25 protein-coding genes are annotated in these 26,340 nt (G+C 63.3%); 17 read left to right on the top strand and 8 right to left on the bottom strand.

Going from position 1 to position 26,340, the window contains the following annotated elements:
• Nucleotides 1–129: 129 nt before the first annotated feature.
• The 4 genes from AC0L2B_RS26205 to AC0L2B_RS26190 all read left to right on the top strand — a co-directional run bounded on the left by AC0L2B_RS26205 (nucleotide 130) and on the right by AC0L2B_RS26190 (nucleotide 4,305).
• The gene (locus tag AC0L2B_RS26205) at nucleotides 130–1,068 is read left to right on the top strand and encodes a substrate-binding domain-containing protein (protein WP_473747380.1); all 939 of its coding nucleotides are present in this window, start codon (nucleotides 130–132) and stop codon (nucleotides 1,066–1,068) included.
• Nucleotides 1,069–1,102: 34 nt separating this feature from the next.
• The gene (locus AC0L2B_RS26200) at nucleotides 1,103–2,611 is read left to right on the top strand and encodes a sugar ABC transporter ATP-binding protein (protein WP_473747379.1); all 1,509 of its coding nucleotides are present in this window, start codon (nucleotides 1,103–1,105) and stop codon (nucleotides 2,609–2,611) included.
• Between the two features lie 135 nt (nucleotides 2,612–2,746).
• Nucleotides 2,747–3,511 (top strand): SDR family oxidoreductase, encoded by a 765-nt coding sequence (locus AC0L2B_RS26195; RefSeq protein WP_473747378.1) that lies wholly within the window; start codon nucleotides 2,747–2,749, stop codon nucleotides 3,509–3,511.
• 8 nt (nucleotides 3,512–3,519) lie between these two features.
• On the top strand, nucleotides 3,520–4,305 hold the full coding sequence (locus AC0L2B_RS26190; protein WP_287327001.1) for an SDR family oxidoreductase: 786 nt from the start codon (nucleotides 3,520–3,522) through the stop codon (nucleotides 4,303–4,305).
• Between the two features lie 315 nt (nucleotides 4,306–4,620).
• Here the strand turns inward: AC0L2B_RS26190 and AC0L2B_RS26185 are convergent, their stop codons facing one another.
• On the bottom strand, nucleotides 4,621–4,743 hold the full coding sequence (locus tag AC0L2B_RS26185; protein WP_268931792.1) for a hypothetical protein: 123 nt from the start codon (nucleotides 4,741–4,743) through the stop codon (nucleotides 4,621–4,623).
• A gap of 83 nt (nucleotides 4,744–4,826) precedes the next feature.
• On the opposite strand from AC0L2B_RS26185, the gene AC0L2B_RS26180 reads away from it, so the two are divergent.
• The 4 genes from AC0L2B_RS26180 (at nucleotide 4,827) to AC0L2B_RS26165 (ending at nucleotide 10,032) form a co-directional block, all read left to right on the top strand.
• Entirely contained in the window at nucleotides 4,827–5,804 is a 978-nt protein-coding gene (locus tag AC0L2B_RS26180) for an ABC transporter substrate-binding protein (RefSeq protein ID WP_287298694.1), read from the top strand.
• A 75-nt stretch (nucleotides 5,805–5,879) separates the two neighbouring features.
• On the top strand, nucleotides 5,880–6,965 hold the full coding sequence (locus AC0L2B_RS26175) for a quaternary amine ABC transporter ATP-binding protein (protein ID WP_128171968.1): 1,086 nt from the start codon (nucleotides 5,880–5,882) through the stop codon (nucleotides 6,963–6,965).
• The gene (locus AC0L2B_RS26170; protein WP_473747377.1) at nucleotides 6,962–8,944 is read left to right on the top strand and encodes an ABC transporter permease; all 1,983 of its coding nucleotides are present in this window, start codon (nucleotides 6,962–6,964) and stop codon (nucleotides 8,942–8,944) included. The genes AC0L2B_RS26175 and AC0L2B_RS26170 overlap by 4 nt, the downstream gene beginning before the upstream one ends.
• 62 nt (nucleotides 8,945–9,006) lie before the next feature.
• On the top strand, nucleotides 9,007–10,032 hold the full coding sequence (locus AC0L2B_RS26165; protein ID WP_473747375.1) for a serine hydrolase domain-containing protein: 1,026 nt from the start codon (nucleotides 9,007–9,009) through the stop codon (nucleotides 10,030–10,032).
• A gap of 35 nt (nucleotides 10,033–10,067) precedes the next feature.
• Here the strand turns inward: AC0L2B_RS26165 and AC0L2B_RS26160 are convergent, their stop codons facing one another.
• Nucleotides 10,068–11,426: an NAD(P)-binding domain-containing protein gene (locus AC0L2B_RS26160; RefSeq protein ID WP_473747374.1), complete on the bottom strand. Its 1,359-nt coding sequence runs from the start codon at nucleotides 11,424–11,426 to the stop codon at nucleotides 10,068–10,070.
• A 257-nt stretch (nucleotides 11,427–11,683) separates the two neighbouring features.
• Between AC0L2B_RS26160 and AC0L2B_RS26155 the strand changes: the two genes are divergently transcribed.
• The gene (locus tag AC0L2B_RS26155) at nucleotides 11,684–12,394 is read left to right on the top strand and encodes a helix-turn-helix domain-containing protein (RefSeq protein WP_473747373.1); all 711 of its coding nucleotides are present in this window, start codon (nucleotides 11,684–11,686) and stop codon (nucleotides 12,392–12,394) included.
• A gap of 202 nt (nucleotides 12,395–12,596) precedes the next feature.
• Here AC0L2B_RS26155 and AC0L2B_RS26150 read toward each other — a convergent pair whose 3' ends face one another.
• The 6 genes from AC0L2B_RS26150 to AC0L2B_RS26125 form a co-directional block, all read right to left on the bottom strand.
• Nucleotides 12,597–13,631, bottom strand: coding sequence for an RNA polymerase subunit sigma-70 (locus tag AC0L2B_RS26150; RefSeq protein WP_473747372.1), 1,035 nt, complete (start codon nucleotides 13,629–13,631; stop codon nucleotides 12,597–12,599).
• A 37-nt stretch (nucleotides 13,632–13,668) separates the two neighbouring features.
• Nucleotides 13,669–14,415, bottom strand: a complete 747-nt coding sequence (locus tag AC0L2B_RS26145; RefSeq protein WP_473747371.1) for an SDR family NAD(P)-dependent oxidoreductase — start codon at nucleotides 14,413–14,415, stop codon at nucleotides 13,669–13,671.
• A gap of 133 nt (nucleotides 14,416–14,548) precedes the next feature.
• The gene (locus AC0L2B_RS26140; RefSeq protein ID WP_473747749.1) at nucleotides 14,549–15,589 is read right to left on the bottom strand and encodes a heme-dependent oxidative N-demethylase family protein; all 1,041 of its coding nucleotides are present in this window, start codon (nucleotides 15,587–15,589) and stop codon (nucleotides 14,549–14,551) included.
• A gap of 9 nt (nucleotides 15,590–15,598) precedes the next feature.
• Nucleotides 15,599–16,564: a PDR/VanB family oxidoreductase gene (locus tag AC0L2B_RS26135; protein ID WP_473747370.1), complete on the bottom strand. Its 966-nt coding sequence runs from the start codon at nucleotides 16,562–16,564 to the stop codon at nucleotides 15,599–15,601.
• Nucleotides 16,561–17,157 carry a dimethylamine monooxygenase subunit DmmA family protein gene (locus AC0L2B_RS26130; RefSeq protein ID WP_473747369.1) on the bottom strand — a complete coding sequence of 199 codons (597 nt, stop codon included), beginning with the start codon at nucleotides 17,155–17,157 and terminating at the stop codon, nucleotides 16,561–16,563. Before AC0L2B_RS26130 ends, AC0L2B_RS26135 begins: the two co-directional genes overlap by 4 nt.
• Nucleotides 17,158–17,171: 14 nt before the next feature.
• Nucleotides 17,172–18,305 (bottom strand): aminomethyl transferase family protein, encoded by a 1,134-nt coding sequence (locus AC0L2B_RS26125; protein ID WP_473747368.1) that lies wholly within the window; start codon nucleotides 18,303–18,305, stop codon nucleotides 17,172–17,174.
• A 165-nt stretch (nucleotides 18,306–18,470) separates the two neighbouring features.
• On the opposite strand from AC0L2B_RS26125, the gene AC0L2B_RS26120 reads away from it, so the two are divergent.
• The 8 genes from AC0L2B_RS26120 (at nucleotide 18,471) to AC0L2B_RS26085 (ending at nucleotide 26,223) form a co-directional block, all read left to right on the top strand.
• Nucleotides 18,471–19,868 (top strand): ammonium transporter, encoded by a 1,398-nt coding sequence (locus AC0L2B_RS26120; RefSeq protein WP_473747366.1) that lies wholly within the window; start codon nucleotides 18,471–18,473, stop codon nucleotides 19,866–19,868.
• A gap of 37 nt (nucleotides 19,869–19,905) precedes the next feature.
• Nucleotides 19,906–20,124: a hypothetical protein gene (locus tag AC0L2B_RS26115; RefSeq protein WP_287072904.1), complete on the top strand. Its 219-nt coding sequence runs from the start codon at nucleotides 19,906–19,908 to the stop codon at nucleotides 20,122–20,124.
• Nucleotides 20,125–20,257: 133 nt separating this feature from the next.
• Nucleotides 20,258–21,154, top strand: a complete 897-nt coding sequence (locus AC0L2B_RS26110; protein WP_473747365.1) for a class II glutamine amidotransferase — start codon at nucleotides 20,258–20,260, stop codon at nucleotides 21,152–21,154.
• An 88-nt stretch (nucleotides 21,155–21,242) separates the two neighbouring features.
• The gene (locus tag AC0L2B_RS26105; protein WP_473747748.1) at nucleotides 21,243–21,905 is read left to right on the top strand and encodes a GltB/FmdC/FwdC-like GXGXG domain-containing protein; all 663 of its coding nucleotides are present in this window, start codon (nucleotides 21,243–21,245) and stop codon (nucleotides 21,903–21,905) included.
• A gap of 6 nt (nucleotides 21,906–21,911) precedes the next feature.
• Nucleotides 21,912–23,240 (top strand): FMN-binding glutamate synthase family protein, encoded by a 1,329-nt coding sequence (locus AC0L2B_RS26100; RefSeq protein WP_128171957.1) that lies wholly within the window; start codon nucleotides 21,912–21,914, stop codon nucleotides 23,238–23,240.
• Between the two features lie 40 nt (nucleotides 23,241–23,280).
• Nucleotides 23,281–24,588, top strand: coding sequence for a type III glutamate--ammonia ligase (glnT, locus tag AC0L2B_RS26095; RefSeq protein ID WP_473747364.1), 1,308 nt, complete (start codon nucleotides 23,281–23,283; stop codon nucleotides 24,586–24,588).
• Between the two features lie 92 nt (nucleotides 24,589–24,680).
• On the top strand, nucleotides 24,681–25,934 hold the full coding sequence (locus AC0L2B_RS26090; protein WP_473747363.1) for a sarcosine oxidase subunit beta family protein: 1,254 nt from the start codon (nucleotides 24,681–24,683) through the stop codon (nucleotides 25,932–25,934).
• Nucleotides 25,935–25,950: 16 nt separating this feature from the next.
• Nucleotides 25,951–26,223: a sarcosine oxidase subunit delta gene (locus tag AC0L2B_RS26085; protein WP_473514802.1), complete on the top strand. Its 273-nt coding sequence runs from the start codon at nucleotides 25,951–25,953 to the stop codon at nucleotides 26,221–26,223.
• The last annotated feature ends 117 nt before the right edge of the window (nucleotides 26,224–26,340 follow it).

Raw genomic sequence — 26,340 nt, 5'->3', positions numbered from 1 at the left:
GGGGCGCATTAAAGAATTCACCCGGATGTCCGGGCGAAAACGGATCGGTGATCCGAAACTGGGAGTTGTTCGGCCAAGGGGCGCCGTGATGCGCCGGCGGGACAGATTGAACATCAACGGAGGAAACACATGCTGACCAAACGTTCATTGCTGCTTGCTGCCGCGGCCGTCATTCCGCTGCTCGGACTGTCCGAGATGGCCTCGGCCAAGGAGGCCAAGAAGCTTGGTCTCGCCGTCGCCAACCTGCAGGCCGACTTCTTCAACCAGATCAAGCAGTCCGTCGAGGCCTATGGCAAGGAAAAGGGCATCGAGATCGTCACCGTCGACGCCAAGGGCGATTCGGCGACCCAGGTTAGCCAGGTGCAGGACCTGATCACGCAGAACATCGATGCGCTGATCTACATCCCGGCCGGCGCCACCGCCGCCACCGTACCGACCAAGACGGCCAAGGCGGCCGGCATCCCGGTCATCAATGTCGACCGCAACGCTGAGGGCGCCCCCGGCGACACCTTCGTCGCCACCAACAGCGTGGCATCGGCCAAGGCGGTTTGCGACTACATCGCCAAGCAGGCCGGCGGCAAAGGTGAGTTGATCATAATCCATGGCCAGAAAGGCACGACGCCCGAGGTCGACCGGTCGAAGGGCTGCGGCGAAGCGCTGAGCGCCTATCCCGACATCAAGGTGGTCGGCGAGCTGTGGAGCGAAGGCTGGCACCAGGACGAGGGCTTCAAGCTGACGCAGGACCTGTTGCAGTCGCATCCCGACGTGTCGATCGTCATCGGCCAGGCCGATGCGCTGGCGCTCGGTGCCGCGCAGGCGGTCAAGGTCGCCAATCCCGGCCACAAGGTCTGGATCGCCGGTTTCGACGGCGACGTGGCGGCGCTCAAGGCACTGAAAGGCGGCGTCTTCGACGTGACTGCGACGCAGCAGACGCAAGGCATGGGCCGGCTTTCGGTCGATGCGGCGATCAAGCTGGTGGCCGGCGAAACCGTTCCCGCAGAACAGCTGCAGGATGCGACGCTGACCACCAAGGACAATGTCGATCAGTTCATCGCCAAGCATCCCTGATCCCAAAAGAGTCCGGCAGTTGATGAGCTGAACGATGTCCTTGGATCCCAGCCATACGCAGACCCCGCATCTGGGGCTCTTCGTCAGCGGCCTCTGCAAGAGCTACGGGCCGGTGCAGGTCCTGGCCGATGCGAGCTTCGAGGTGCGGCCGGGAGAGGTCGTGGCGCTGCTTGGAGAAAATGGCGCCGGCAAGTCCACCGTTTCGAACATCATCGCCGGGTCGACCAAACCCGATGCCGGCAGCATCACATGGCGGGGGAAGCCGTATTCCCCCGCTTCTCCCGCCGCGGCCATCGACGCCGGCGTCGGCATGATCCACCAGGAACTGAAGCTGCTGCCGGACCTGTCGGTCGCCGAGAACGTCTATGTCGGGCGCCTGCTGATGCGCGGCGGCCGCATCGACCGCGCGGCCATGAATGCGCGGGCATCGGCCCAACTGAAGCGGCTCGGCCTCGATGTCTCGCCTGAACGCAAGGTGGGCACGCTGCGCATCGCCGCCCAGCAGCAGGTCGAGATCGCCAAGGCGCTGACGCTCAATGCCGAGCTACTGATCTTCGACGAGCCGACAGCGGCACTTGGCAGTGAGGAAACGGAGCTGTTGTTCAAGCAGATCCGCAAGCTCAAGGCGGAAGGCATGTCCTTCATCTATATCAGCCACCGGCTGGACGAGGTTGCTGAGATAGCCGACCGCGTCGTGGTCATGCGCGACGGGCGCATTGTCGCCCGCCACGAGCGCGCCGACGTTCCGGTGCGCGCGATAGTCGAGCAGATGGTCGGCCGCAGCGTCGAGCGGATGTTCCCGCCGCTGTCGGAGCCGGGCAGCGAGGCGTTGCTCGAGGTCGACAACCTGTCCTCGCCGGAACGCAGCTTTCAGAATGTCAGCTTCTCGGTAAGGGCCGGCGAGATCCTTGGCATCGCCGGGCTGATCGGCGCCGGCCGCACCGAACTGGTGCGGGCGATTGCCGGCGCCGATCCGATTTCATCGGGTTCGGTGCGCGTTGCCGGCAAACCGGTGCACCTCACTGGCCCGGCGGCGGCGATCAAGGCCGGCGTCGTGCTGGTGCCGGAAGACCGCAAGGCGCAAGGCGTGGTGCTCGACCAGACCATCGGCGAGAATCTGGCGATCGGCAATTTCGACCATGTCGCGCCGAATGGCTGGGTATTTCCGAAGGCGGTGCAGAAATTCGCCGAGGCCGGCATTGGCCGGCTCGGCGTCAAGGGCCGGCCTAACCAGGCGATCAGCAAGCTTTCCGGCGGCAATCAGCAGAAGGTGATCATCGCCAAATGGATTTCACGGCCGCCCAAGGTGTTCATCCTGGACGAGCCGACACGCGGCATCGACGTCGGCGCTCGCGCCGCGATCTACGATGTCATCGCCGAACTCGCCCGCTCCGGCATGGCGGTGGTGGTGGTGAGCTCCGACCTCGAGGAAGTGCTCGGCCTGTCGCATCGCGTGCTGGTGCTGAGCCGTGGCCGCCAGCGTGGCATTCTAGACCGCAGCAAAGCGAGCAACGTCGCCGTCATGGAGCTCGCCACAAGCTGAGGGCGGCGTAAGGGATCGGAATAGAGCGCAGCAGGTGGTATCCTCCCAGGCACCGGACCGCGCGGGGCGCCAGCCAGGACTGGCGCCCCTTCCTTCCCGGGGCAGCACCGGCGGCTCAACAGGAAAACATTTTCGATGAAACTATTCGATCTTCAGGGGGACGTTGCTCTCGTCACCGGCGCCGGCAGCGGCATCGGGCAAGCAATCGCCATCGGCCTGGCCGAAGCCGGCGCCGATATCGCCTGTTTCGGCCATGCCTCGAAGGGCGGGCTGGACGAGACCGCGCACAGGATCTCGGCGCTCGGCCGCAAGGCATTGGTGCTAACCGGCACGGTGACGTCAGAGGCCGATTTGGCAGCGGCGACCGAACGCACGGAGAAGGAACTCGGCGCGCTGACCATCGCCGTCAACAATGCCGGCGTCGCCGGGGCCGAGCCGGCCGAGACGCTGTCGCTGGAGAAATGGCAGAAGCTCTACGACGTCAATGTCAGCGGCGTGTTCCTGTCCTGCCAGGCCGAAGCGCGCGTAATGCTGACGCGGCGCAAGGGCTCGATCATCAACATCGCCTCGATGTCGGGCTCGATCGTCAATCGCGGCCTGACCCAGGCGCACTATAATTCGTCGAAGGCCGCCGTCATCCACATGTCCAGGAGTCTCGCCATGGAATGGGCCGATCGCGGCCTGCGCGTCAACGTCGTCAGCCCCGGCTACACGCTGACGCCGATGAACAAGCGGCCGGAGGTCGCCGACCAGGTCAGGATCTTCGAGCGCGACACGCCGATGGGGCGCATGGCGGCGCCGGGAGAGATGGTCGGCCCGACCGTGTTCCTGGCCAGCCGCGCCTCGAGTTTCGTAACCGGCATCGACCTGATCGTCGATGGCGGCTTCGTCTGCTGGTAGGAGAGAACATGCAGAAGCGGTTCGAGGGAAAGACGGCGGTCATCACCGGCGCCAGCGGCGGCATTGGCGCGGCCATGGCCAGGCGCTTCGCGGCTGAGGGTGCTGCTGTCGTCGTCAGCGCCATCGACGCGCGCGTCGACGAGATCGCCGCCGGACTGAAGGCGGAAGGCGCCAAGGTCGCATCGCTGCGCATGGACGTGACCAGGAAGGACGAGGTCGCCGCCCTCTACGATTTGGCCGAACAGCAGTTCGGCCGCGTCGACATCTCCGTGCAGAATGCCGGCGTCATCACCATCGCCAGGATCGAGGCGATGACCGAGGCCGAATGGGACAAGGTGATGGCGGTCAACACCAAGGGCGTGTTCCTGTGCTGCCAGGAGGCGATCGCCCGCATCCGCAAGCATGGCGACGGCGGCCGGCTGATCAACACCGCATCCGGCCAGGCGCGCCAGGGCTTCATCTACACACCGCACTATGCCGCCTCGAAATTCGGCGTCGTCGGCATCACCCAGAGCCTCGCCAAGGAAGTGGCCAAGGAGAAGATCACCGTCAACGCGATCTGCCCCGGCATCATCGACACCGACATGTGGGCCTACAACGACGCCGCATGGGGCAGACTGATGGGCGACTACAAGCCCGGCGAGTTGATGGCAGAATGGGTGAAGAACATCCCGATGGGCCGCGCCGGCAGCGGCGAGGATGTTTCGGGCCTGGTCAGCTTTCTGGCCAGCAACGACGCCGCCTACATCACCGGCCAGACGATCAATGTCGATGGCGGCCTGATCATGTCGTGAGGCGCCACCGCTTCTTGCCTTCTCCCCTTGTGGGAGAAGGTGGATCGGCGCGCAGCGCCGAGACGGATGAGGGGTGTTGGCCGGAGTGCTGTTAGTGCCAAGCTGGAGCACCCCTCATCCGACCTCGCTTCGCGAGGCCACCTTCTCCCACAAGGGGAGAAGGAAGAGGCGCATTAGTCGTTGCGCGACATGAATGTTGGTATATATAATTTCATCTCATGAAAATGGCTTCGGCGACTGCCGAGAGCCGACAGCATGGGACCTTGATGGCTCGCAAGCTTGAGGGCGCCGCAAGAGCGGCGATCGATCCGCGGATCACTGCTTCGGCAGCACGGCAGCCATGACGCGGTCGCACGACCTCTTCATCGAATTGGGCATCATTCCCGTCTGCGCCGACTTCAGCGCCGACAGCAATTTGCTGCCAATGGACTTGCGCAACGACCAGCTTTTCCAACACAATCAAAAAGACGCAAGAAGGGAACGAACGATAACTTCCACCAGAGCTTGACAGGAGCACAGGCATGTCACTTCGGAGTTTGATTTCGAGATTATCAATGGGAGCCTTAACACTTGCCGCGGCAAGTGCACTGACGCCTTCGGCCCAAGCGGCGGCGCCAGAATCGAACGACCCTATCAAGATCGCGCTGTTCGACTGGACCAGCGTCAATCTGAACGCAAAGATCCTCGGCGGCATTCTTGAAAAGCTGGGATACACGGTCGAGTATCCGACCGCCGATTATCTCTCCAGCCTGACCACCGGCCTTACCAATGGCGACCTCGCTGTCGCCATGGAATTCTGGGACACGACGGCCGGCGAAGCCATGAAGGCCTCGGATGCAACCGGGCAGACCGAACGCCTCGGCCCGCTCGGGCCCAAGGCCAAGGAGGAATGGTGGTATCCCGAATACATGAAGGAAAAATGCCCGGGCCTGCCGAACTGGGAGGCGCTGAAGGACCCGAAATGCGCCGAGGCCTTCTCGACCGCCGAAACGGCGCCGAACGGCCGCTATCTCGGCGGCCCGGTGACATGGGAAGGTTTTGACGACGAGCGTGCCGCGGCGCTGAAGCTGCCCTTCACCGTCATCCATGCCGGCACCGACGCGGCGATGTTCGCCGAGCTGGATTCGGCCTATCAGCGCAAGGCGCCGATCATGCTGTGGGTCTATTCGCCGCATTGGGCGCCGGCCAAGTACAAGGGCGAATGGGTCGAATTCCCCGACTATACGCCGGAATGCTACACCGATCCGAAATGGGGTGTGAACCCCGAGGCAAAGTATGACTGCGGCAAGCCGCATGGCGAGATCTGGAAATATTCCTGGGCCGGCATGAAGGACAAATGGCCGGTCGCCTACAAGGTCGCGAAGAACTACACGATCGACACCGACGAGCTCAACAAGATGAGCGGCCAGATCGATCTTGAAGGCAAGACGCCGGAAGACGTCGCCGCCGCCTGGATCGCCGCCCACGAAGCCGACTGGAAAGCCTGGGCGGCCGAGTGATCGTTCCAACTGGAAACTGCGAGACCCGGTCATTCATGGCCGGGTCTCTATCCCATATTCCAGAAGGACGACTGCATGGCCGATACGACTGAACAGGTGCCGCAAACGGCAGGCACGCCGAAGGATGCCCGCCCGATAAAACTTGCCTGCCGCAACGTCTGGAAGCTGTTCGGCGCGAACGCGGCCAATTTCATCCGCCAGCGCGACGGCAAGGCCAGCATGGCGGAGGTCGCCGCGGCCGGGCTGGTCGGCGCGGTGCGCGCCGTCGACCTCGAAATCCGCCAGGGCGAGATCTTCATCATCATGGGGCTTTCGGGGTCGGGCAAGTCGACGCTGGTGCGCTGCATGTCGCGGCTGGTCGAGCCGACGCATGGCAAGGTCGAGTTCGAAGGCAAGGATCTCCTGAAAATCTCCGATGCCGCGCTGATCGAGCTGCGGCGCCACCGCATGGGCATGGTGTTCCAGAATTTCGCCCTGCTGCCGCATCTGAACGTGCTGGAGAACATCGCCTTTCCACTGGGCATCCAGGGGCAGGACCGGCCGACGCGCGAGAAGCGCGCGCGCGAAGTGATCGAGCTTGTCGGCCTGCGCGGCCGCGAGCATTTCTATCCGCGTGAGCTTTCCGGCGGCCAGCAGCAGCGTGTCGGCATCGCCCGCAGCCTCGCCACCAAGCCGGAAATCTGGTTTCTCGACGAGCCGTTTTCGGCGCTCGATCCGCTGATCCGCCGCGAGATGCAGGACGAACTGATGCGGCTGCAGACCATGCTGCACAAGACCATCGTCTTCATCACCCATGATTTCGACGAGGCCATCCGGCTGGCCGACCGCATCGCCATCATGAAGGACGGCGAGGTCATCCAGATCGGCACCCCGGAACAGCTGGTGGTCAACCCGGCGACCGACTATGTCGCCGAGTTCACCCGCGACGTCGACCGCGCCAAGGTGATCTCGGCGCGAAGCCTGATGCGCGCCTGCGCCGGCGCCGAGCATGGCGGCGTGGTCGCGCCGGATGCCAAGATATCGAGTTTTTCGGCTGATATCGTTTCGGCCGGCAAGCCGTTCGCCGTCGTCAACGGCACCGGCAAGCCGATCGGCGAAGTCACGCCGCAAGCGGTGATCGATCTTCTGGCCGGCATCGAGCGTTCCGGGGCCAACGCATGACGGTGACGGCAAGCGCCAGCGAGGCGAGATCGCGGCCGGTTCAGCTCTGGCTGGTGGTCTGGGCCTGCGCCCTCGCCGCCGTGCTTGCCGTGTTCATGCTGCAGGACAGACTGCCCTGGGCGGTCAACTATCCGGCCAGCGCAATCGTTCCGGTCGCCGACTGGGTCAGCGCGCTGATGAGCCTGATAAAGTCGAATTTTTCGTGGCTGACGCGGTCGATCACCGCGGCGCTCGGCGTGCCGCTCGATTTTGCGCTCGGTCTGCTCGCCAAGAATTTCAAGATCGGCCATGGCGCCGACATGCTCGTCCTGCCGCGCCTGTCCTGGGTCGGTGTCTGCATCGCCGCATTCCTGGCCGGACGTGCCGCCGGCGGCTGGAAGCTCGGCGCGCTGGTCGGCGGCTGTTTCCTCTACATCGCGCTGTTCGGCCAGTGGACCAGCGCCATGCTGACGCTGGGACTGATCTCCATCGCCGTGCCGTTCTGTATCGTCACCGGATTGTTCGTCGGCATCTGGGCGTGGCGCAAGCCATGGGCGGAGAGGCTGCTGATCTCCCCTGCCCTCGATCTGATGCAGACCATCCCGACCTTCGCCTATCTGATCCCGATGCTTCTTCTGTTCGGCAACAGTCCGGTTTCGGCGATGATCGCGACGGCCATTTTCGCGACGCCGCCGATGGTGCGCGCGACGATGCTGGGGCTGTCGCGGGTGCCGTCCGAGATCGACGATTTCAGCGAGATGGCCGGCTGCACGGCGCGCCAGAAACTGTGGCGCGTGCTGCTGCCTTCGGCGCGTCCGACATTGATGGTCGGCGTCAACCAGGTCATCATGCTGGCGCTCAACATGGTGATCATCGCTTCGATGATCGGCGCCGGCGGCCTCGGCTACGACGTGCTGTTGGCGCTCAGGGCGCTAAAAGTCGGCGAGGCGATGGAAGCCGGCCTTGCCATCGTGGCGCTGGCGATCGCGCTCGACCGGCTGAGCCAGGCGATCGCGCGCAATCATGCTAAGGGCCATGTCTATCAGGAGGTCAGCCCGAGCTTCTGGCGGCGCTACCCCAACCTGACGCTGGCCGTCGCCATCCTTGCCGCCACGACGCTGCTTGGCCTGTTCGTGCCGGCCTTCGCGGCGGTGCCGAAGGCGATCACGTTCACCACCGCGCCGATGTGGAAGACCGCGGTGAGCTGGATCACGATCAACTTCTTCGACACGATCGAAGCGTTCCGCGTGGCGCTGATCCTCAATGTGCTGAACCCGGTGCGCGCCTTCTGCGAGGGTTTTCCGTGGCTGGGCGCGGTGTTTCTGCTTGGGCTTGCCGGCTACCAGCTCGGCGGTCTGCGCCTCGCCGCCCTGGTCGCGGCGCTGACCGTCTTCTGCGCGGTGACCGGCCTCTGGGAAAAGACCATGGCGACGGTCTATCTATGCGGCATCTCGGCCTTCATCGCTTGCCTGATCGGCATTCCGATCGGGCTGATGGCATCGCGCAGCGACCGGGTCGAGAAGGTCGTCACCCCCATCATCGACACGCTGCAGGTGCTGCCGTCGTTCTGCTTCATCATTCCGGTGGTGATGCTGTTCAGAGTGGGCGACGTGACGGCGATGATCGCCACTGTCGCCTTTGCCGTGGTGCCGGCCATCCGCTACACCAATCACGGCCTCCGCCAGGTGCCGCCGGCGCTGATCGAGGCGGCAAAGGTGTCGGGCTGCACCAGGCGCCAGACGTTCCTGCGCGTGCAGCTGCCGCTGGCGCTGCCCGAGATCATGCTCGGCGTCAACCAGACGATCCTGATGGCGCTGGCGATGATCATCATCTGCGCCATGGTCGGCACCCGCGATCTCGGCCAGGAGGTGTTCATCGCGCTGTCCAAGGCCGATTCCGGCCGCGGCATAGTCGCGGGCCTCGCCATCGCCTTCATCGGCATCGTCGCCGACCGACTGTTCAACGCCTGGACGGCCAAGGCACGGGCAAGGCTGGGATAGCCGCAAAACAGCGGATCGCGTCCGACCTTCGTCTTGCCCAAAATGCATCCCAAGCTGGCTTCATGCTGAAGCGTTCCACCGTGATTCTCGCCTTTCTGCTCATCCTTTCCGTCGCTGCTCACGCTGCCGATGGCCTGGAGCAGCGGCTTGGAACACTAATTGACGAGGCCGAGCGCCTGACGCCGCTGCGCACGGTTGCCATCGCGCATCAGGGTGCGGTGGTGGCTGAGCGCGGTTTTCGCGGCCACTCCCCGGCACGTCCGGCCAACATAAAATCGGCCTCCAAGTCGATCATCTCGGCGCTCGTCGGCATCGCCATCGACAAGGGCGTGCTGCAAGGGACCGACCAGAAGATCGCTCCGCTTCTTCAGGCCAACCTGCCAGCCGACGCCGATCCGCGTCTCCAGCAGGTTACGATCGGTCATCTGCTTTCCATGCAGGCGGGGCTCGGTCGGACCTCAGGCCCAAACTACGGGCGCTGGGTGGCAAGCGACAACTGGGTGCGGGCAGCGCTCGCCATGCCCTTCGACGACGAACCGGGCGGTACCATGCTCTATTCCACCGGCTCGACCCATCTGCTTTCGGCGATCCTGACGCGGCGGACCGGCCGCTCGACGCTGGAACTGGCGCGCGAATGGCTGGGGCCGCAGCAGGGCTTTTCCATCGCCGCCTGGGACCGCGACCCGCAGGGCATCTATCTCGGCGGCAACCAGATGGCGATGAGCCCGCGCTCGCTGCTGGCCTTTGGCGAGCTCTACCGCAGCGGCGGGAAGAGCCGCAGCGGACGGCAGCTCGTGCCGGCCGATTGGATCAAGCTCTCCTGGCAGCCACGCACCGCCTCGCGTTTCACCGGTGACGGTTATGGCTATGGTTGGTTCATCCGTCAGATCGCGGGCGAAACGGTCTTCTACGGCTGGGGCTATGGCGGGCAGATGGTCTATGTCGTGCCCGGGCGCGCGTTGACCGTGGTCATGACTTCGGACGAAAACGGCCCCGCCGGCCGCAGCGGTCACCGCGACGATCTCCATGCCCTGCTCGGCCGGATCATCGAGGCGACGAAAGAAGTCCGCGAGGCCCGCAGCCACTGACGCATCTGGCGCAAAGCTGTGCGGTGAGGAAGCCGCTACTCCGCCGCGACGCCTTTCACCTCGAGATAGGATTCCATCGAATCGTCCATCGCCTGCAGCCAGGGCGTATGGTGCAGCGGCGCCATCGTGCCGGTCATCAGCGAGCGGTAGGCGTGGTCGCGGAAACTCATGATGTCCTGCGCCTTGTGGTGCTCCCATTCCATAAAAGTCCGATTGACAGCCTCGACGTCGAAACCCGGATAATCGGTCTGCTCCATCAACTCCCTGGTGTAGTCGCCCTGGAACCAGATCATCTGCTCGGCGTCTTCCAGCGTTTCCTCGCGCGCCCGCCATTTCGCGCCATGTTCGGCCATCGCCTCGGCCGAGGGCAGTTTCAGGCGGCCCATGATGACGTCACGGGCGAACCAGGCCTGCGCGTCGAACATGTTGAAGGTGTAGAACTGGTCCTGCATGCCGATATAGGACAGCTGCGGGTTCTTCTCCCAGACGACGCCCTCATAGAGGCCGTCCGGCCACATCCGGTTGGCGGTCTTGAGCTTCAGATCCTCGGTGAGGAACGGGAAGGCGTGGAGGTAGCCGGTACACAGGATGATGGCGTCGACATCCCTGGTGCTGCCGTCCTTGAAATGTGCGGTCTTGCCGACGACCTTCTGCAGCAGCGGCACTTCCTGCCAGTTGTCAGGCCATTTGAAACCCATCGGCTTCGAGCGATAGCTGGAGGTGATCGACCTGGCGCCGTATTTGTAGCATTGCGAGCCGATATCCTCGGCCGAATAGGAGCGGCCGATGATCAGGATGTCTTTATCCCTGAATTCCATGGCGTCGCGGAAATCATGGCTGTGCAGGATGCGGCCGTTGAAGCTCGAAAAACCCTCGAAATAGGGGACGTTGGGCACGGAGAAATGCCCCGAGGCGACGACGACGTTGTCGAACTCCTCCGAATAGGTGACGTCGTTGCTGCGGTCATGCGCGGTGACGGTGAATTTTTTCGTCGCGTCGGAGAAGGTCACCATGCGCACCGGGCTGTTGAAGCGCACCCATTTGCGCACGTCGGATTTTTCGACGCGACCCTTGATGTAGTCCCACAGCACGGCGCGCGGGGGGTAGGAGCCGATCGGCCGGCCAAAGTGCTCCTCGAACGTGTAGTCGGCGAATTCGAGGCATTCCTTCGGCCCGTTCGACCAGAGGTAGCGGTACATCGAGCCGTGCACCGGGTCGCCATGCTCGTCGAGGCCGGTGCGCCAGGTGTAGTTCCACAGGCCGCCCCAGTCGGACTGCTTTTCGAAGCAGACGATTTCCGGGATCTCCGCGCCGTTGTCGGCTGCCGACTTGAAGGCTCGAAGCTGGGCCATGCCGGACGGTCCGGCTCCGATGACGGCAACACGACTTTTCATTGCGGGCCTCCCGGTCTCATTTCCCTAACGAAACAAATTTCACTGACAGGACAGTAATTGCCCCTTCGATGCTGTCAACAGGCCTTCTGCCGAAACCACGGTTCACCCGATTGGATTTTCGGCAAAAGCGCTGATGGCGGAAACTCCGGGAGAGCGTGCCATTCGAGTTAAAGTGGCTTGCTGTCACTGTTGCGCTCTGTATCCGCAGCGAATACGTTCACCCCGAGTGAAATAATTTTTGCAGACGGGGTGGCGCCATGGCGAAGAAAGCTTCCAGTTTCAGGAATGGGGCCGCCGCCGCCAAGGCCAAGCCATCGCCGAAGAGCGTGGCAACGATCCGGACGCCGCTGACCCAGGACCCGCACGCCGTTCGCGACACCCGCGAAAAGGTCCTCGAGGTCGCGATCGGCCGCGAGGTGCGCGCGTTTCGCAAGAAACTCGGCATCACCGTTGCCGATCTTGCGGCTGCCACCGACATTTCGCTGGGCATGCTGTCGAAGATCGAAAACGGCATCACCTCGCCGTCGCTGACCACCTTGCAGGCGCTATCGCGGGCGCTCGGCGTTCCGGTCACCGCCTTCTTCCGCCGCTTCGAGGAAGAGCGCAGCGCCGTCTTCGTCAGGGCTGGCGAAGGCCTCGACGTCGAGCGCCGCGGCACGCGCGCCGGCCACCAGTACAATCTGCTCGGCCATATCGGCTCCAACACCAGCGGCGTCGTCGTCGAACCCTATCTGATCACGCTGACCGAGGATTCCGATGTGTTTCCGACTTTTCAGCACGAAGGCATGGAGTTCCTCTACATGCTCGAAGGCGAGGTCGTTTACCGGCACGGCAGCAATCTCTACCCGATGAAGCCCGGCGACAGCCTGTTCTTCGATGCCGATGCGCCGCACGGGCCGGAGGTGCTGACAGTCCTGCCGATGCGCTATCTCTCGATCATCTGCTATCCGCAGGGCAGCGCGGGTTGAGCGGGTTCGGACGCAAGCGAAGTCCCCTCATTGAGCCCGTGGCCGCGAAGCGGCCGGATGGAATGTTACAGGTCCAGACTAGAGCGGTTCATCGTTTCACGGAAACGCCGAACGCTCTATCTCTTTGTTTATGCGCAATTCCCTAGGGAAAGCGCTATGCGCTTTTCCGGGAAAACCGTTTCACACGTTTCCTGGAATTGCTCTAGGCTGGCGGCAGGCCGAAGGCCGCAAACAAACTGGGGCCGAGCGGTGGCACATAGATCGTCAGAGCGGCGATACCACCCTCAGCGGGCTCGATCACATGCAGCGAATGGGCTCGCCACGCCGGGTCATTCTGGCTGCGGGAATAGACCCCGACTGCCGGCTGGGCATTGGCTCCAATGGCTACGGTGCGGAAGCCCGAAAAATTGCCCCAGATGGTCTCGAGGAAACTGCGGATCGCCGCGCGTCCACGATACCATTCCTGCCAGGGCGGCATGCGATAGGTGGCGTCCTCCCGCAGGAGTTCGATCAGGCTGTCGAGATCGGCGGCCTCCCAGGCTCGCATGTAACGTTCGAGCAGCAGGCCTTCCTCGGGGTTGGGCTTCGATCGATGGACGGGACGTCCTTGGGGATATCGCGCCGCAAGGGTTACGCGAGCCCGCTGCAATGCGCTGTTGATCGAAACCGTCGATCCGCCCAACAATCCCGCCGTTTCGACAGCCGACCAGCCCAGGACGTCGGAAAGCAGTAGAGCGGCGCGCTGCCTGGGCGGCAGATCCTGGATCGCGGCGACGAAAGCGAGTTGGACGGCTTCGCGGGTCTCGTAGCGCGCTTCCGGACCTGGCTCACCATCAGCGAGGCCCGGTAGCTCTGCGTCCGGGTAAGGCTCCAACCAGGTGTCCTCGGCTGCAGGGCCGCCTGTGGCCATCCCGTGGGAAGCCGACGGTCCCGGCTGCTGGAGAATGCGATTCGCCCTCGACCTGGCCTTGAGCGCGTTGAGGCAAGAGTTGGTCGCGATCGTGTAGAGCCAACCGCGAACCGAACCCCGCCCATCGAACTCCGATCTTGCGCGCCACGCGCGCAGAAGCGTGTCCTGGACAAGGTCGTCCGCCTCGTGCAGCGAGCCCATCATGCGATAGCAATGGAGCTTGAGCTCCCGGCGATGGGCAGCCGTGAACTGTTCGAAGGCCAGCCGATCGAGGATCGGCTGGCCCGGCTCACGTACCGGCTTGAGAGGTGCCTGCGAGTCTGTCATGCGGATCCGGCAATTTTGAGTTTGCATTACGCGCGTCTCAGGCGGCCGGCGCAAGTCCGCTCGCGCTCACTGCGAAGGAATATCCTTGCGATTGTTGGGTGGCGAGTGCCACCACCGCCCGTCCGACGTCGGCCGGCGTCTGCATGTCGAGGATGCCCGCGATGAACTCCATGGGCCGGATGCCCCTATAGGCCGAAATGCTCTCGATGCCGGCGTCGCCCACGCCGGTCCCTGGCATGATGCGCATAGGCGCAAGCGCCATGAAGCGCAGGTCGAGGCCGCGCCGATCCGATTCCTTCTGGCTATGACCGGCCAGGAACATCTGCATGCGTTTTGCGCCGGCATAGCCGCCGGAATTCGGTGGCCCCCCGGTCAGAGCCGCGCCGCTGGAGATCAGAACAACCCGGGCGCCCGGTTTGAGCGGACGCCGAAGCGCGGCCCTGCAAAACAGAAACGACGCCTTGACGTCCGTTTCCCAGTTTGCGGAGAACGCCTCCCAGTTCTGTTCATGTAGGGGCGCGGAGGGGGCAAGAGCACCTGCGCATATCACCAGGACGTCCGGTTCCAGCGCGGCGAAGACCTGATCGGGAGCGATGTCCACAGTTGCATCGACCGCGAACGTCTTCACGCCCGAAGTCTCCCGGGCAAATTCCGCCAGGGTCTGTTCGCTGCGGGCGACTGCGAGGACCGTCGCTCCCTCGCTGAGGGCGGCTTCTACGATCGAGCGGCCGACACCACGGCTTCCTCCAACGACGACGACATTCTGACCTTGTAACAATCTCATGGACCCACCTTGCTATTCGGGCAGCTGGACCATCCAGGCACCCCCATTGATAAGGACAGCGCAGGCGGTCTGAAATCATCGGTGCGGGGTCAAAAATCTTCTCAGGTGATCGGAAGCGCCGGTGCAAGCCTCCTTAATCCGGCCCGAAGCCGGGCGATGTCGGGCTGCCGTCGTCCAGCTTCGACAGCCATTCGACCAGCGTCGCGCGGTAGCGTGTCAGGCCTTTGTAATTGGCGAGCTCTTCGGGAAGGTCGCGGATGACGCGGTGCAGGCGCCGCGCCCATTTCGGCTGGGTCACCAGCTCGTCCATTTTGATGAGATAACAGCGGATCGGGAAGACGATGCCGTTCGAGCGCGGCAGCCGCCAGAAGCTCTGCAATTCGACACGCAGATGGACCTTGTCGCCGACGTTTTCGGGCGTCACCGTCGTCCGGTCCGGACCCCATTTATGATAATTTTCCGGACTGGTGTCGAGGCGCGGATTGATGGTCATCGTCCAGTTCAGCCGCCGCGCCGGCCTGCCCTGCTGGATGTTGGTGAGGAATTTTAGCGCCCGGGTGAAAATCCCCTTCTCATGCGCCAGCGGCACCGGCGCGTGCCATTCGAAGAAGTTCATGCCGATGTCGAAATCCAGCGACCAGTCGGCCTGGGTGGTGACCATGCCGGCATCCATCCACAGATTACCGTCACGCTGGTCGAGGATGCAGAAATCGCCCTGGCTTTGCCGCGTGATGTATTCCATCGGCCCGTAGGGCAGCGTCGAGACATCGCCGAAGGTGAAGCTGTCGTCGATGCCGAGCGGCCGGTTGATCCAGCGCCATTTGTCGCCGTCGCGCGTCAGCGTGAAATGCTCGGGATAGCCCAGCGCCTGCTGTTCCATCAGAAGTTCGAGCAGGTCCCAGCCGGCCAGCGTCATGTGCGGCAGCGACTGGCAGCGCAGCGGGTCTTCCGCCAGCACCAAAGCGCGGTCCTGCATCTCGGCGACATAGTGCTCGTCGACGTCGATCAGGTTTTCGAGCGCGCTGCCCTTCGGTCCGACGACGTGCGGCTCGATGTTGACCGCATACATGTAGCTGTCCTCGTGGAACGGGAACGGGAACCGCCTGATGTGCTCCGGGCTGTTCCTGAAGGTGAAGTCGTTACGGAACGTTTCGTTACGAAAGGTGATGCCCAGGCTCGCCTCCTATCTTTCCAGAACCAGCGACCTGCCCTCGAAGCGCGAGACGCAAGGCATGATCTTCTTGCCGCAACGGTGCTCTTCCTCGCTCAGCCAGTGGTCGTTGTGGATGAAGTTGCCGTCATGCGCGATGACATTGGTCTCGCACTGGCCGCAGACGCCGCCGCGGCAGAGATAGGGCGGATCGACGCCTGCCGCCTCGATCGCCTCGAGCAGGCTCTGCTGCTCGCCGACGCGGATGGTCTTGCCGCTGACCGCCAGTGTCACCTCGAACGGGGCACCGGGCTGCGGGGCGGCAAAATGCTCGAAATGCACGGTTTCCGCCGGCCAGCCCAGCGCAGCGGCGCGATCGCGCACCCAGCCGATCATGCCCGACGGGCCGCAGACGTAGAGATGCGTGCCGAGCGGCTGCGACGACAGCAGCCGGTCGAGCTCGATGCGCTCGTCGCGATCGTCGTGATAGAGCCTGACCCGGCGGTCGTAGCGCTCCCTGAGCACATCGGCATAGGTGCCGAGCGAGGCGGTGCGGCAGGTGTAATGCAACTCGAAATTGCCGCCATCCGCCGCCAGCTGCGCGGTCTGCGCCATGAACGGCGTGATGCCGATGCCGCCGGCCAGCATCAAATGCTTCCTGGCGCGCAGGTCGAGCGAGAACAGATTGACCGGATAGCTGATCACCATCTCATGGCCGGGCCTGACAGTGCTGTGCATGAACAGCGAGCCGCCGCGGCCGGCATCGTCGCGGCGCACCGAGATGGTGTACTCGCGCGTGTCGAGCGGCGAGCCCATCAGCGAATAGGGATTGAGCCTGGTCCGCTCGCCGTCGCGCATCTCCACCACAACATGGGCGCCGCCGGAGAATGTCGGCAAAAGCTGCCCGTCGCGCCGGCGGAAATGGAAGCGCGTTACCAGTTCGTTGACCGGGACGACATCGCTCACGACGACGTCAAGCTTGGTGGTGCCGGTGCTCATGGAAAGATCTCCTCCGCCGGAGGAATTTCGCTGCGGTCTTCCGCGTTGATGCAGACGCCCTGGAATGCGGCGAGGCGCCTGGAATAGTGATCGCGTACCAGAAGAAGCAGGCCACAATGCGAGCAGGTCGCCGGCTGCGTCGTCACGTTTTCGGTGATGCCCTTGCAATGGACGCATTGGACGCGGCGCGCCAGCGAGCCGCGATGCTCGGTCTGGATCGAGGTGTGGTCGATGCCGGCTTCGAGTGCCGCCTGCATCGCCTGGCCGATCAGCCCCTCGGTGCCGGCGAGATAGAGGCGCAGGCCCATATGCGCGTTGGCCAGCGTCTGCTTCAGCCGCGGCAGGGCGCTGACGAAGGAAGGTCCCTGGAAGAGCTGAGCCGGCTTCAGCGCTTCGAGCGCGGCGACATGCTGGCTCTCATTACCGGGGATGAAAATAATATGGGCATTTGCAAAAAAACCGTCGGGCGCCTTGGGGGCCAAGTCCGTTATCGCTAGCGCGCCGTCTGCATCGGCCACGAAAAGATGGTGCTTGCCGGGCTGCGGCGACAGGGTTCCGTAGACCGGCCGGCTGATGATGCTTTTCGCTGCCATCCTCTCAGTATGCCTCAGCCTTTTGCCGTGCGCTTGGTCTTCTTCGGATCGTCGAATGGAAGCGGCTCGGCCGTTGCGCTGATGGCGCCGCTCTGGTTGCGGATCTCGAGCCGGGTGCCCTGGACGGCGCAGTCGACGTCGAGCCGGGCAATGCCCATCGATTTCTGGACCAGCGGCGAATACATGGCGCAGGTCACCACGCCGACCCTTTTGCCGTCGCGATAGACCGGCGCGCCCTCGTCGGCCGGCTCCTTGCCTTCGAGCAGCACGCCGAAGATCTTGAAGCGTTCCTTGCCCTTGAGGCGGTAGTGCTCCTCGGCGCCGCGAAACCCTGTCTTGCCGGGGCTGACGGTAAAATCGAGGCCGAGTTCCCACAGCGTGTCGCCGGGGCGTTCGTTCTCGAACGGATATTTCTGCGAATTGTCGTAGGGGTAGAACAGGAGGTAGCTCTCGACGCGCAGCATATCGAGCGTGGTGAACCGGCACGGGATGATGCCGGCGCTCTTGCCCTCGTCGAGGATGGTGTCCCAGATCGTGCCGGCATCCTGGCCACGGCAGAAGATCTCGTAGCCGCGTTCGCCGGTGTAGCCGGTGCGCGAGATCATCACCGGAAAACCGAACAGCCGGGTCTGCATGTGATGGAAATAGGCGAGGTCGCGTATGCCAGGCACATGCTTGGCCAGGTAGTCGACTGATATCGGTCCCTGCAGCGAAAGGTCGTGCAGATTGTCGTCGAAGCGCAGCGAGACATCGCGGCCCATGGCGGCGCGCTGCAACTCCTCATGGCCGGTGCCCGAACCATGCACAACCATCCAGGCATTCGGACCGGTCCGGTAGAGGATGCAATCGTCGGTGAACTTGCCGGCCTCGTTGAGCATGCAGGCATAAGCCGACTTGCCGGGATATATTTTCTCAACGTCGCGCGTCGTGGCGAGGTCGATCAGGTGCGAGGCATGCGGCCCGGTGATGTGGACCTTTTTCAGGCCCGACACGTCCATCAGCCCGGCCTTGGTGCGGATGGCGATGTACTCCTCGTCTGCGTCCTTGTCGTAGGTCCAGGCCGTGCCCATCCCGCTCCAGTCTTCGAGCTTCGAACCGAGCGCACGATGGCGATCCGCCAAGGTCGAAAATCTCCAGGATGCGGTCATGGACTTGCTTCTCCTCACAAGATTGCCGGCGTTCGCCGCTCAAGGGCACTGAGGCCATGCGACGGTCCGCGCCATATTGACTCAAAACTCCAAAAGCGCGCAATACTAAGATGCAAAAAGTTTTACTGAGAGGCAAGGAACGCAACTGAACGGAGGGGACATGCAATGGAAGGGAATCTCAACGCTCTAACGACCATTTTCACGGAGTTCTATTACTGGGTGACGATCGTCATGATGTTCCTGATCCATGTCGGGTTCTGCATGTACGAGGTCGGCGTGTCGCGCCGGCGCAATCATCTGAAAACGCTGATGAAAAACGCGATGGCGATTCCGCTCGTCACGATCACCTTCTATTTTTTCGGCTGGTGGATCTATTTCGGCTTCCCCAACGGGCCGGGCATCGCCGGCGGACTTGTCACCGCACCTTTCGCCGAACCATGGAATCCGCTGATGGGCACCCATCTCTCCGGCGTCAATCCCGGCGAGACGGGGGTCACGCCGACCGACGCGGCGTTGTGGCATCGCCTCAACGGCGTGTTCTGGGGCGCATTTCTGCTGTTTTCCATCACGACGGCGTCGATCATCTCGGGCTCGATCATAGAGCGCGCGCGCTCTGGCGCGTTCTGGATCGTCGCGGTCCTGATCGGCTCGGTCCTGTGGATCCTCGACGCGTCCTGGGGCTGGCATCCGCAAGGCTGGATGGTGAAACTCTGGGGCTATCATGATGCGTATGCATCGGGGGTCGTGCACGCGATCGCCGGCGGAGCGGCGCTCGCTTTTCTCATCGTGCTGGGCCCGCGCATCGGCAAGTTCAGGCCCGACGGCACGGCGCGCGACATCCCGCCCCACAATGTCTGGCTGGTCACGATCGGCCTGTTCCTGATCTTCACCGGCTTCTGGGGCTTCTATGCCGCGTGCAACATTCCGCTGATCAGCCCGGCCACGATTGCCGGCCAGATCACCGGCGAGACCTGGACGGCGACCAATATCTATCTCGCGCCGACGACGCTCTCGGCGGTCACCTTCAACTTCCTGATGTCGCTGTCGGGCGGTATGCTGGCCGGCTACATCGTCTCGAAAGGCGACCCCTTCTGGACGTTCTCGATGGGGCTTTGCGGCATCATCTCGGCGTCTGCCGGCAATGACCTCTATCACCCGATCCAGGCGATGCTGATCGGCGCGATCGTCCCGAGCATCTGCTACAAGCTGCACTATTTCGTCGAGCGCCGCTTCAAGGTCGACGATGCGGTCGGCGCCGTTGCCGTGCACGGCTATGGCGGCTTCCTCGGCGTCGTGGTGGCGGGCTTCATGCTGTGGGGACAGCCGTCCTCGCCCTATGAGGGCTTCGCGCACATCAACCCGCTCGGCAATTTCGCTGGTGCGGTGCTGATGTTCGCGCTCGGCTTCGTCCCCACCTTCGTCGTCTGCAAGATCCTCAACAGCATGAACCTTCTGCGCGTACCGAAGAAGGTCGAACTCGAGGGCGTCGACTTTGCCCTCAACCATGCGTTCGAGGCTTCGGTCCACGAACTGGCAACCGCCGAAAAGGCCATGATCAAATAGTCAACCGACAAGTAGTCAAACGACAGGGAGAACCGCAATGTCGACCAATGGAATGGAAAGCTGGGCCGTGGACCTCAAGGACGTCGGCGCGATCTACCCTTTCCAGGGTTCTGAAGTGGTGATGGTGATCGTCGGCCTCGTCTTCTGGATCGGGTGGCACGTCCTCCAGACGCGCCAGGAGAACGCTGAGATCGAAGCCGATATGGCGGCGGATCGCACCGGAGAGGAAACCAGAAAAGCGATCGACCGCCATTAGACCGCAATAAGGTCGCCTGGCGTCTCAAATCGCGCCGGGCGACTTGTCCAATATGAAAAAAACTTTCATATGAGTTGAATTCTTGATATGAAGCTGGTAGCACCGAAATCATACCTCACCGCGGGAGCCTGACATGTGCGGAATCGTCGGATTGTTTTTGAAGGACAAGGCGCTCGAGCCCGAGCTCGGCTCGATGCTTTCGCAGATGCTGATCTCGCTCAGCGATCGCGGTCCCGACAGTGCCGGCATCGCCATCTATGGCGCGCCATCAGGCAACGAGGCCAAGATCACCATCCAGTCGGCAAAGCCGGAGCAGGATTTCAGCAACCTTGACGCCGAACTCGCCAAGGCGATCGGAGCGCCAGTAAGCATCGCAGTGAAATCGACGCATGCGGTGGTCAGGACCGCGCCTGCCAAGATCGACGAAGTGCGCGAGGCGATCCAGGCGCTGCGCCCGGACATCCGCATCATGGGCGCTGGCGACGTCGTCGAAATCTACAAGGAGGTCGGCTTGCCCGAAACGGTGGTTGATCGCTTCGACGTGCGCAGCATGACCGGCACGCACGGCATCGGCCATACTCGCATGGCGACGGAATCGGCAGTTACGACGATGGGCGCGCATCCGTTCTCGACTGGCGCCGACCAATGCCTGGTGCATAATGGCTCGCTTTCCAATCACAACAATGTCCGCCGCGAGCTGATCCGCGAAGGCATGAAATTCGAGACCGAGAACGACACCGAAGTCGCGGCCGCCTATCTCTCCTCGCAGATGGCGCATGGCAAGAATCTCGGCGAGGCGCTGGAAGGCACGCTGAGCGACCTCGACGGATTCTTCACCTTCGTCGTCGGCACCAAGAACGGCTTCGGCGTGGTGCGCGATCCGATCGCCTGCAAGCCTGCCGTCATGGCCGAGACCGACCAGTATGTCGCCTTCGGCTCGGAATATCGTGCGCTCACCAAACTGCCCGGCATAGACAATGCGAGGGTCTGGGAACCCGAGCCCGCAACCGTCTATTTCTGGGAGCATTGAACTCATGCCGGCAATCAACGTCTCCAAGGCGATCCGCGAGCAAGGCCACGAGCAGAGTCGGGCGTCGACGGTCTTCGACCTCAGCGAAATGCCCCTGCGCGAGCTCAATCAGGCGCTTCACAATTTGACCCCTGGTTCGAACGAGACCGCCTGGGAGGTGCTTCATCCGAAAGGCAGCCATTCGGTCGCCGTCGGCGTCGACCAGCCGATCACCATCAATGTCCGCGGCAGCGTCGGCTATTATTGCGGTGGCATGAACGACGGCAGCGCCATCACGGTGCATGGCTCGGCCGGACCCGGCGTCGGCGAAAACATGATGTCGGGCTCGATAACAGTCAAAGGCGATGCCAGCCAATATGCCGGCGCCACCGGCAGGGGCGGGCTGCTGGTCATCGAGGGTAACGCGTCGTCGCGCTGCGGCATCTCGATGAAGGGCATCGACATCGTCGTCCACGGCAATATCGGCCATATGTCGGCCTTCATGGCGCAGTCCGGTAATCTGGTGGTGCTGGGCGATGCCGGCGATGCGCTTGGCGATTCCATCTACGAGGCACGGCTGTTCGTGCGCGGCAAGGTCGGCAGCCTCGGCGCCGACTGCATCGCCAAGGAGATGCGGCCCGAGCATCTGGCATTGCTGCAGGACCTGCTCGACCGCGCCGAGGTGACCGGCGTCAAGGCGGCGGAGTTCACGCGTTACGGCTCGGCGCGCAGCCTCTACAATTTCAACATCGACAACGCCGACGCGTATTGAGGCTCAATGACCTATCGCAACCCGCCGACGACGCCGCGCAAATCCGCGACCTTCGACGACTACACGCTTTCCGAGATCCGTCGCGCCGCTGCGACCGGCATCTATGATATCCGCGGCGCCGGCGCCAAGCGCAGGCTGCCGCATTTCGACGACCTGCTTGTGCTCGGCGCCTCGATCTCGCGCTATCCGCTCGAAGGCTATCGCGAGCGCTGCGACACCAGTGTCGTGCTGGGCTCGCGCCATGCGAAAAAGCCGATCGAGCTGAAAATCCCGATCACCATTGCCGGCATGAGTTTTGGCTCGCTGTCCGGCCCGGCCAAGGAAGCGCTCGGCCGCGGCGCGACGCTGTCCGGCACCTCGACGACGACAGGCGACGGCGGCATGACCGAGGAAGAGCGCGGCCATTCCAAGACACTGGTCTACCAGTACCTGCCGTCGCGCTACGGCATGAACCCGCGCGACTTGCGCCGGGCGGATGCGATCGAGATCGTCGTCGGCCAGGGTGCCAAGCCCGGTGGCGGCGGCATGCTGCTTGGCCAGAAGATCTCCGACCGTGTCGCCGAAATGCGCACGCTCCCCAAGGGTATCGACCAGCGCTCAGCCTCACGCCATCCCGACTGGACCGGGCCCGACGATCTCGAAATCAAGATCCTGGAACTGCGTGAAATCACCGACTGGGAAAAGCCGATCTACGTCAAGGTCGGCGGCGCGCGGCCATATTACGATACAGCCCTTGCGGTGAAATCAGGCGCCGATGTCGTCGTGATCGACGGCATGCAGGGCGGCACCGCCGCAACCCAGGAAGTGTTCATCGAGAATGTCGGCCAGCCGACGCTTGCCTGCATTCGGCCGGCGGTGCAGGCACTGCAGGATCTCGGCATGCATCGCAAGGTGCAGCTGATCATCTCCGGCGGCATCCGCAACGGCGCCGATGTCGCCAAGGCGCTGGCGCTCGGCGTCGACGCGGTGTCGATCGGCACCGCCGCACTTGTCGCGCTCGGTGACAACGATCCGCGCTGGGAGGCGGAGTACAACGAGCTCGGCACCACCGCCGGCGCCTATGACGACTGGCACGAGGGCCGCGATCCGGCCGGCATCACCACGCAGGACCCCGAGCTGATGAAACGGCTCGATCCGATAGCAGCCGGCCGACGGCTGGCCAATTATCTCAAGGTGATGACGCTGGAGGCGCAGACGATCGCCCGCGCCTGCGGCAAGAACAGCCTGCACAATCTCGAGCCCGAGGATCTCGTCGCGCTGACGATCGAAGCCGCCGCCATGGCCGGTGTGCCGCTGGCCGGCACCAACTGGATACCGGGGAAGAACGGCTTCTGATACCAAACTACCAAAAAAAACCAATAAGCGAGGAACTATAATGGGGAACGATCTCGCCGCCTTCGCCAAAGGGAACGGCGTCAAATATTTCATGATTTCCTACACCGACCTGTTCGGTGGACAGCGCGCCAAGCTGGTGCCGGCGCAGGCCATCGCCGACATGCAGAAGGACGGCGCCGGCTTTGCCGGCTTTGCCACCTGGCTCGACCTGACGCCGGCGCATCCAGACATGCTGGCGGTGCCGGATCCGGATTCGGTCATCCAGCTGCCGTGGAAGCCGGAAGTCGCCTGGATTGCCGCCAATTGCATGATGGACGAAAAAACGGTCGCCCAGGCGCCGCGCAACACGCTGAAGCGGCTGATTGACGAGGCGGCGGGCGACAGCATGCATGTCAAGACCGGCGTCGAGGCCGAATTCTTCCTGATCTCGCCGGACGGCAAGACGATTTCCGACGAATACGACACGGCGTCAAAGCCCTGCTACGACCAGCAGGCGGTGATGCGGCGCTATGATGTCATCGCCGAGATCTGCGACCACATGCTGGCGCTCGGCTGGGGCGCCTACCAGAACGACCATGAGGACGCCAACGGCCAGTTCGAGATGAACTGGGCCTTCGACGATGCGCTGGCGACCGCCGACAAGCATTCCTTCTTCAAGTTCATGGTGAGGTCCGTTGCGGAAAAGCACGGCCTGCGCGCCACCTTCATGCCAAAACCATTCCCCGGCCTGACCGGCAATGGCTGCCACGCCCATATCTCGGTGTGGGACAAGGACGGCAAGACCAATGTCTTTGCCGACAACGCCATGGAGCTCGGCCTGTCGGCGAAGGGCAGGAATTTTCTCGGCGGCATCATGAAGCATGCCTCGGCACTTGCCGCGATCACCAACCCGACGGTCAATTCCTACAAGCGCATCAATGCGCCGCGCACCATTTCGGGCGCCACCTGGGCGCCGAACTCGGTGACCTGGACCGGCAACAACCGCACCCATATGGTGCGCGTGCCCGGCCCCGGACGCTTCGAGCTGCGCCTGCCCGACGGCGCGGCAAACCCTTACCTGCTGCAGGCGGTCATCATCGCCGCCGGCCTCGACGGCATCCGCTCGAAGGCCGATCCCGGCAAGCGCTACGACATCGACATGTACCAGTTCGGCCATACGGTGGAGGGCGCGCCGAAGCTGCCGCTCAACCTGCTCGATGCATTGCGCGAGTTCGACAACGACAAATCGCTCAAGGCGGCGCTGGGTGAGGAATTCTCGTCGGCTTATCTAAAGCTGAAGCATCAGGAATGGAATTCCTATGCTTCCCACTTCACCCAGTGGGAGCGCGACCACACGCTGGATATCTAGAGCATCGGACCGAAAAGTGTGAAGCGGTTTTCGGACGATTCCGATGCGTCAAGAATGGTCCTGCGCGGCGCGAGCGACCTCGGAATAGAACCATGAAATACTCGATCTTCTCCCTCGCCCGTGCGGCATTTTCCGGTCACAAGAATTGGCAGCGCACCTGGCGCGACGCCAGCCCGAAGGACCGCTACGACGTGGTGATCATCGGCGGCGGCGGCCACGGCCTGGCGACGGCATGGTTCCTCGCCAGCGAATACGGCATCAGGAATGTCGCCGTGCTCGAAAAGGGCTGGATCGGCTCCGGCAATGCCGGCCGCAACACCACCATCATCCGCTCCAATTACGGGCTGCCCGGCAATACCGGCTTCTACGAGCTGTCGATGAAGCTGTGGGAGCGGATGGAGCAGGACCTCAACTACAACACGATGGTCAGCCAGCGCGGTGTCATCAACCTTTACCATTCCGATGCGCAGCGCGACGCCTATGCGCGGCGCGGCAACACGATGCGCATCAACGGCATCGATGCCGAACTGCTCGACCTTGCCGCGGTCAAGAAGATGATGCCGTTCCTGAACTTCGACAATGCCCGTTTTCCCGTGCAAGGCGGCCTGCTGCAGCGGCGCGGCGGCACAGCACGCCACGACGCCGTGGTCTGGGGCTACGCCCATGCGGCGAGCGCGCTCGGCGTCGACATCATCCAGAACTGCGAGGTGACCGGCTTTGGGCGCGACGCCAACGGCAAGGTGACCGGCGTCGAGACATCGCGCGGCACAATCGGCGCCGGCAAGGTCGGCATGGCCGTCGCCGGCAGTTCGTCGCGCGTCGCGGCGATGGCTGGCCTGCGGCTGCCGATCGAGAGCCATGTGCTGCAGGCCTTCGTTTCCGAGGCGATCAAGCCGCTGATCCCCAATGTCATGACCTTCGGCGCCGGCCATTTCTATGTCAGCCAGTCGGACAAGGGCGGGCTGGTCTTCGGCGGCGATATAGACGGCTACAATTCCTATGCCCAGCGCGGCAACATGCCTGTGATGGAAGACGTCTGCGAGGGCGGCATGGCGCTGATGCCGATGATCGGTCGCGTGCGCCTGTTGCGCCAATGGGGCGGCATCATGGACATGTCGATGGACGGCTCGCCGATCATCGATAAGACGCCGGTGGACGGGCTCTATCTCAATGCCGGCTGGTGCTATGGCGGCTTCAAGGCGACGCCCGGCTCCGGCCTTGTCTTTGCCCATCTTGTGGCCCGCGACGAACTGCACAAGGAGGCGGCGCGCTTCCGCCTCGACCGGTTCCGGCGGGGCGCTGTCATCGATGAAAAGGGCGTCGGCGCCCAACCGAACCTGCACTGAGGACGGCCCGAAAAGCATGCGTATTGTCTGTCCCTTCTGCGGCGAACGCGAACTCGGCGAGTTCACCTATCTCGGCGACGCCAAGCCGCTGCGGCCGGCAGCCGGTGGCTCGGAAGACGAAGTGTTCGACTACGTCTATCTGCGCGACAACATTGCCGGCGAGACGAGCGAACATTGGTATCATGGCGGCGGCTGCCGGGCCTGGCTGAAGATCACCCGCAACACGCTGACACACGAGATTTCCTCGGTCGAGCCGGCGGCGGGAGTCGGGGCGAGGCAGGCAAAATGAGTATTCTTAGCCAACTCAGCGCCGCCCCTCATCCGCCTGCCGGCACCTTCTCCCCGTATAGTGACGGGGAGAAGGTAGATGGCCGCAACCTCGGCGCTCTTCCTCCTACGCTGGAGA

This window comes from Mesorhizobium sp. WSM4815 (genome assembly GCF_055811575.1).
This window is presented reverse-complemented; position numbering and strand designations above follow the sequence as displayed.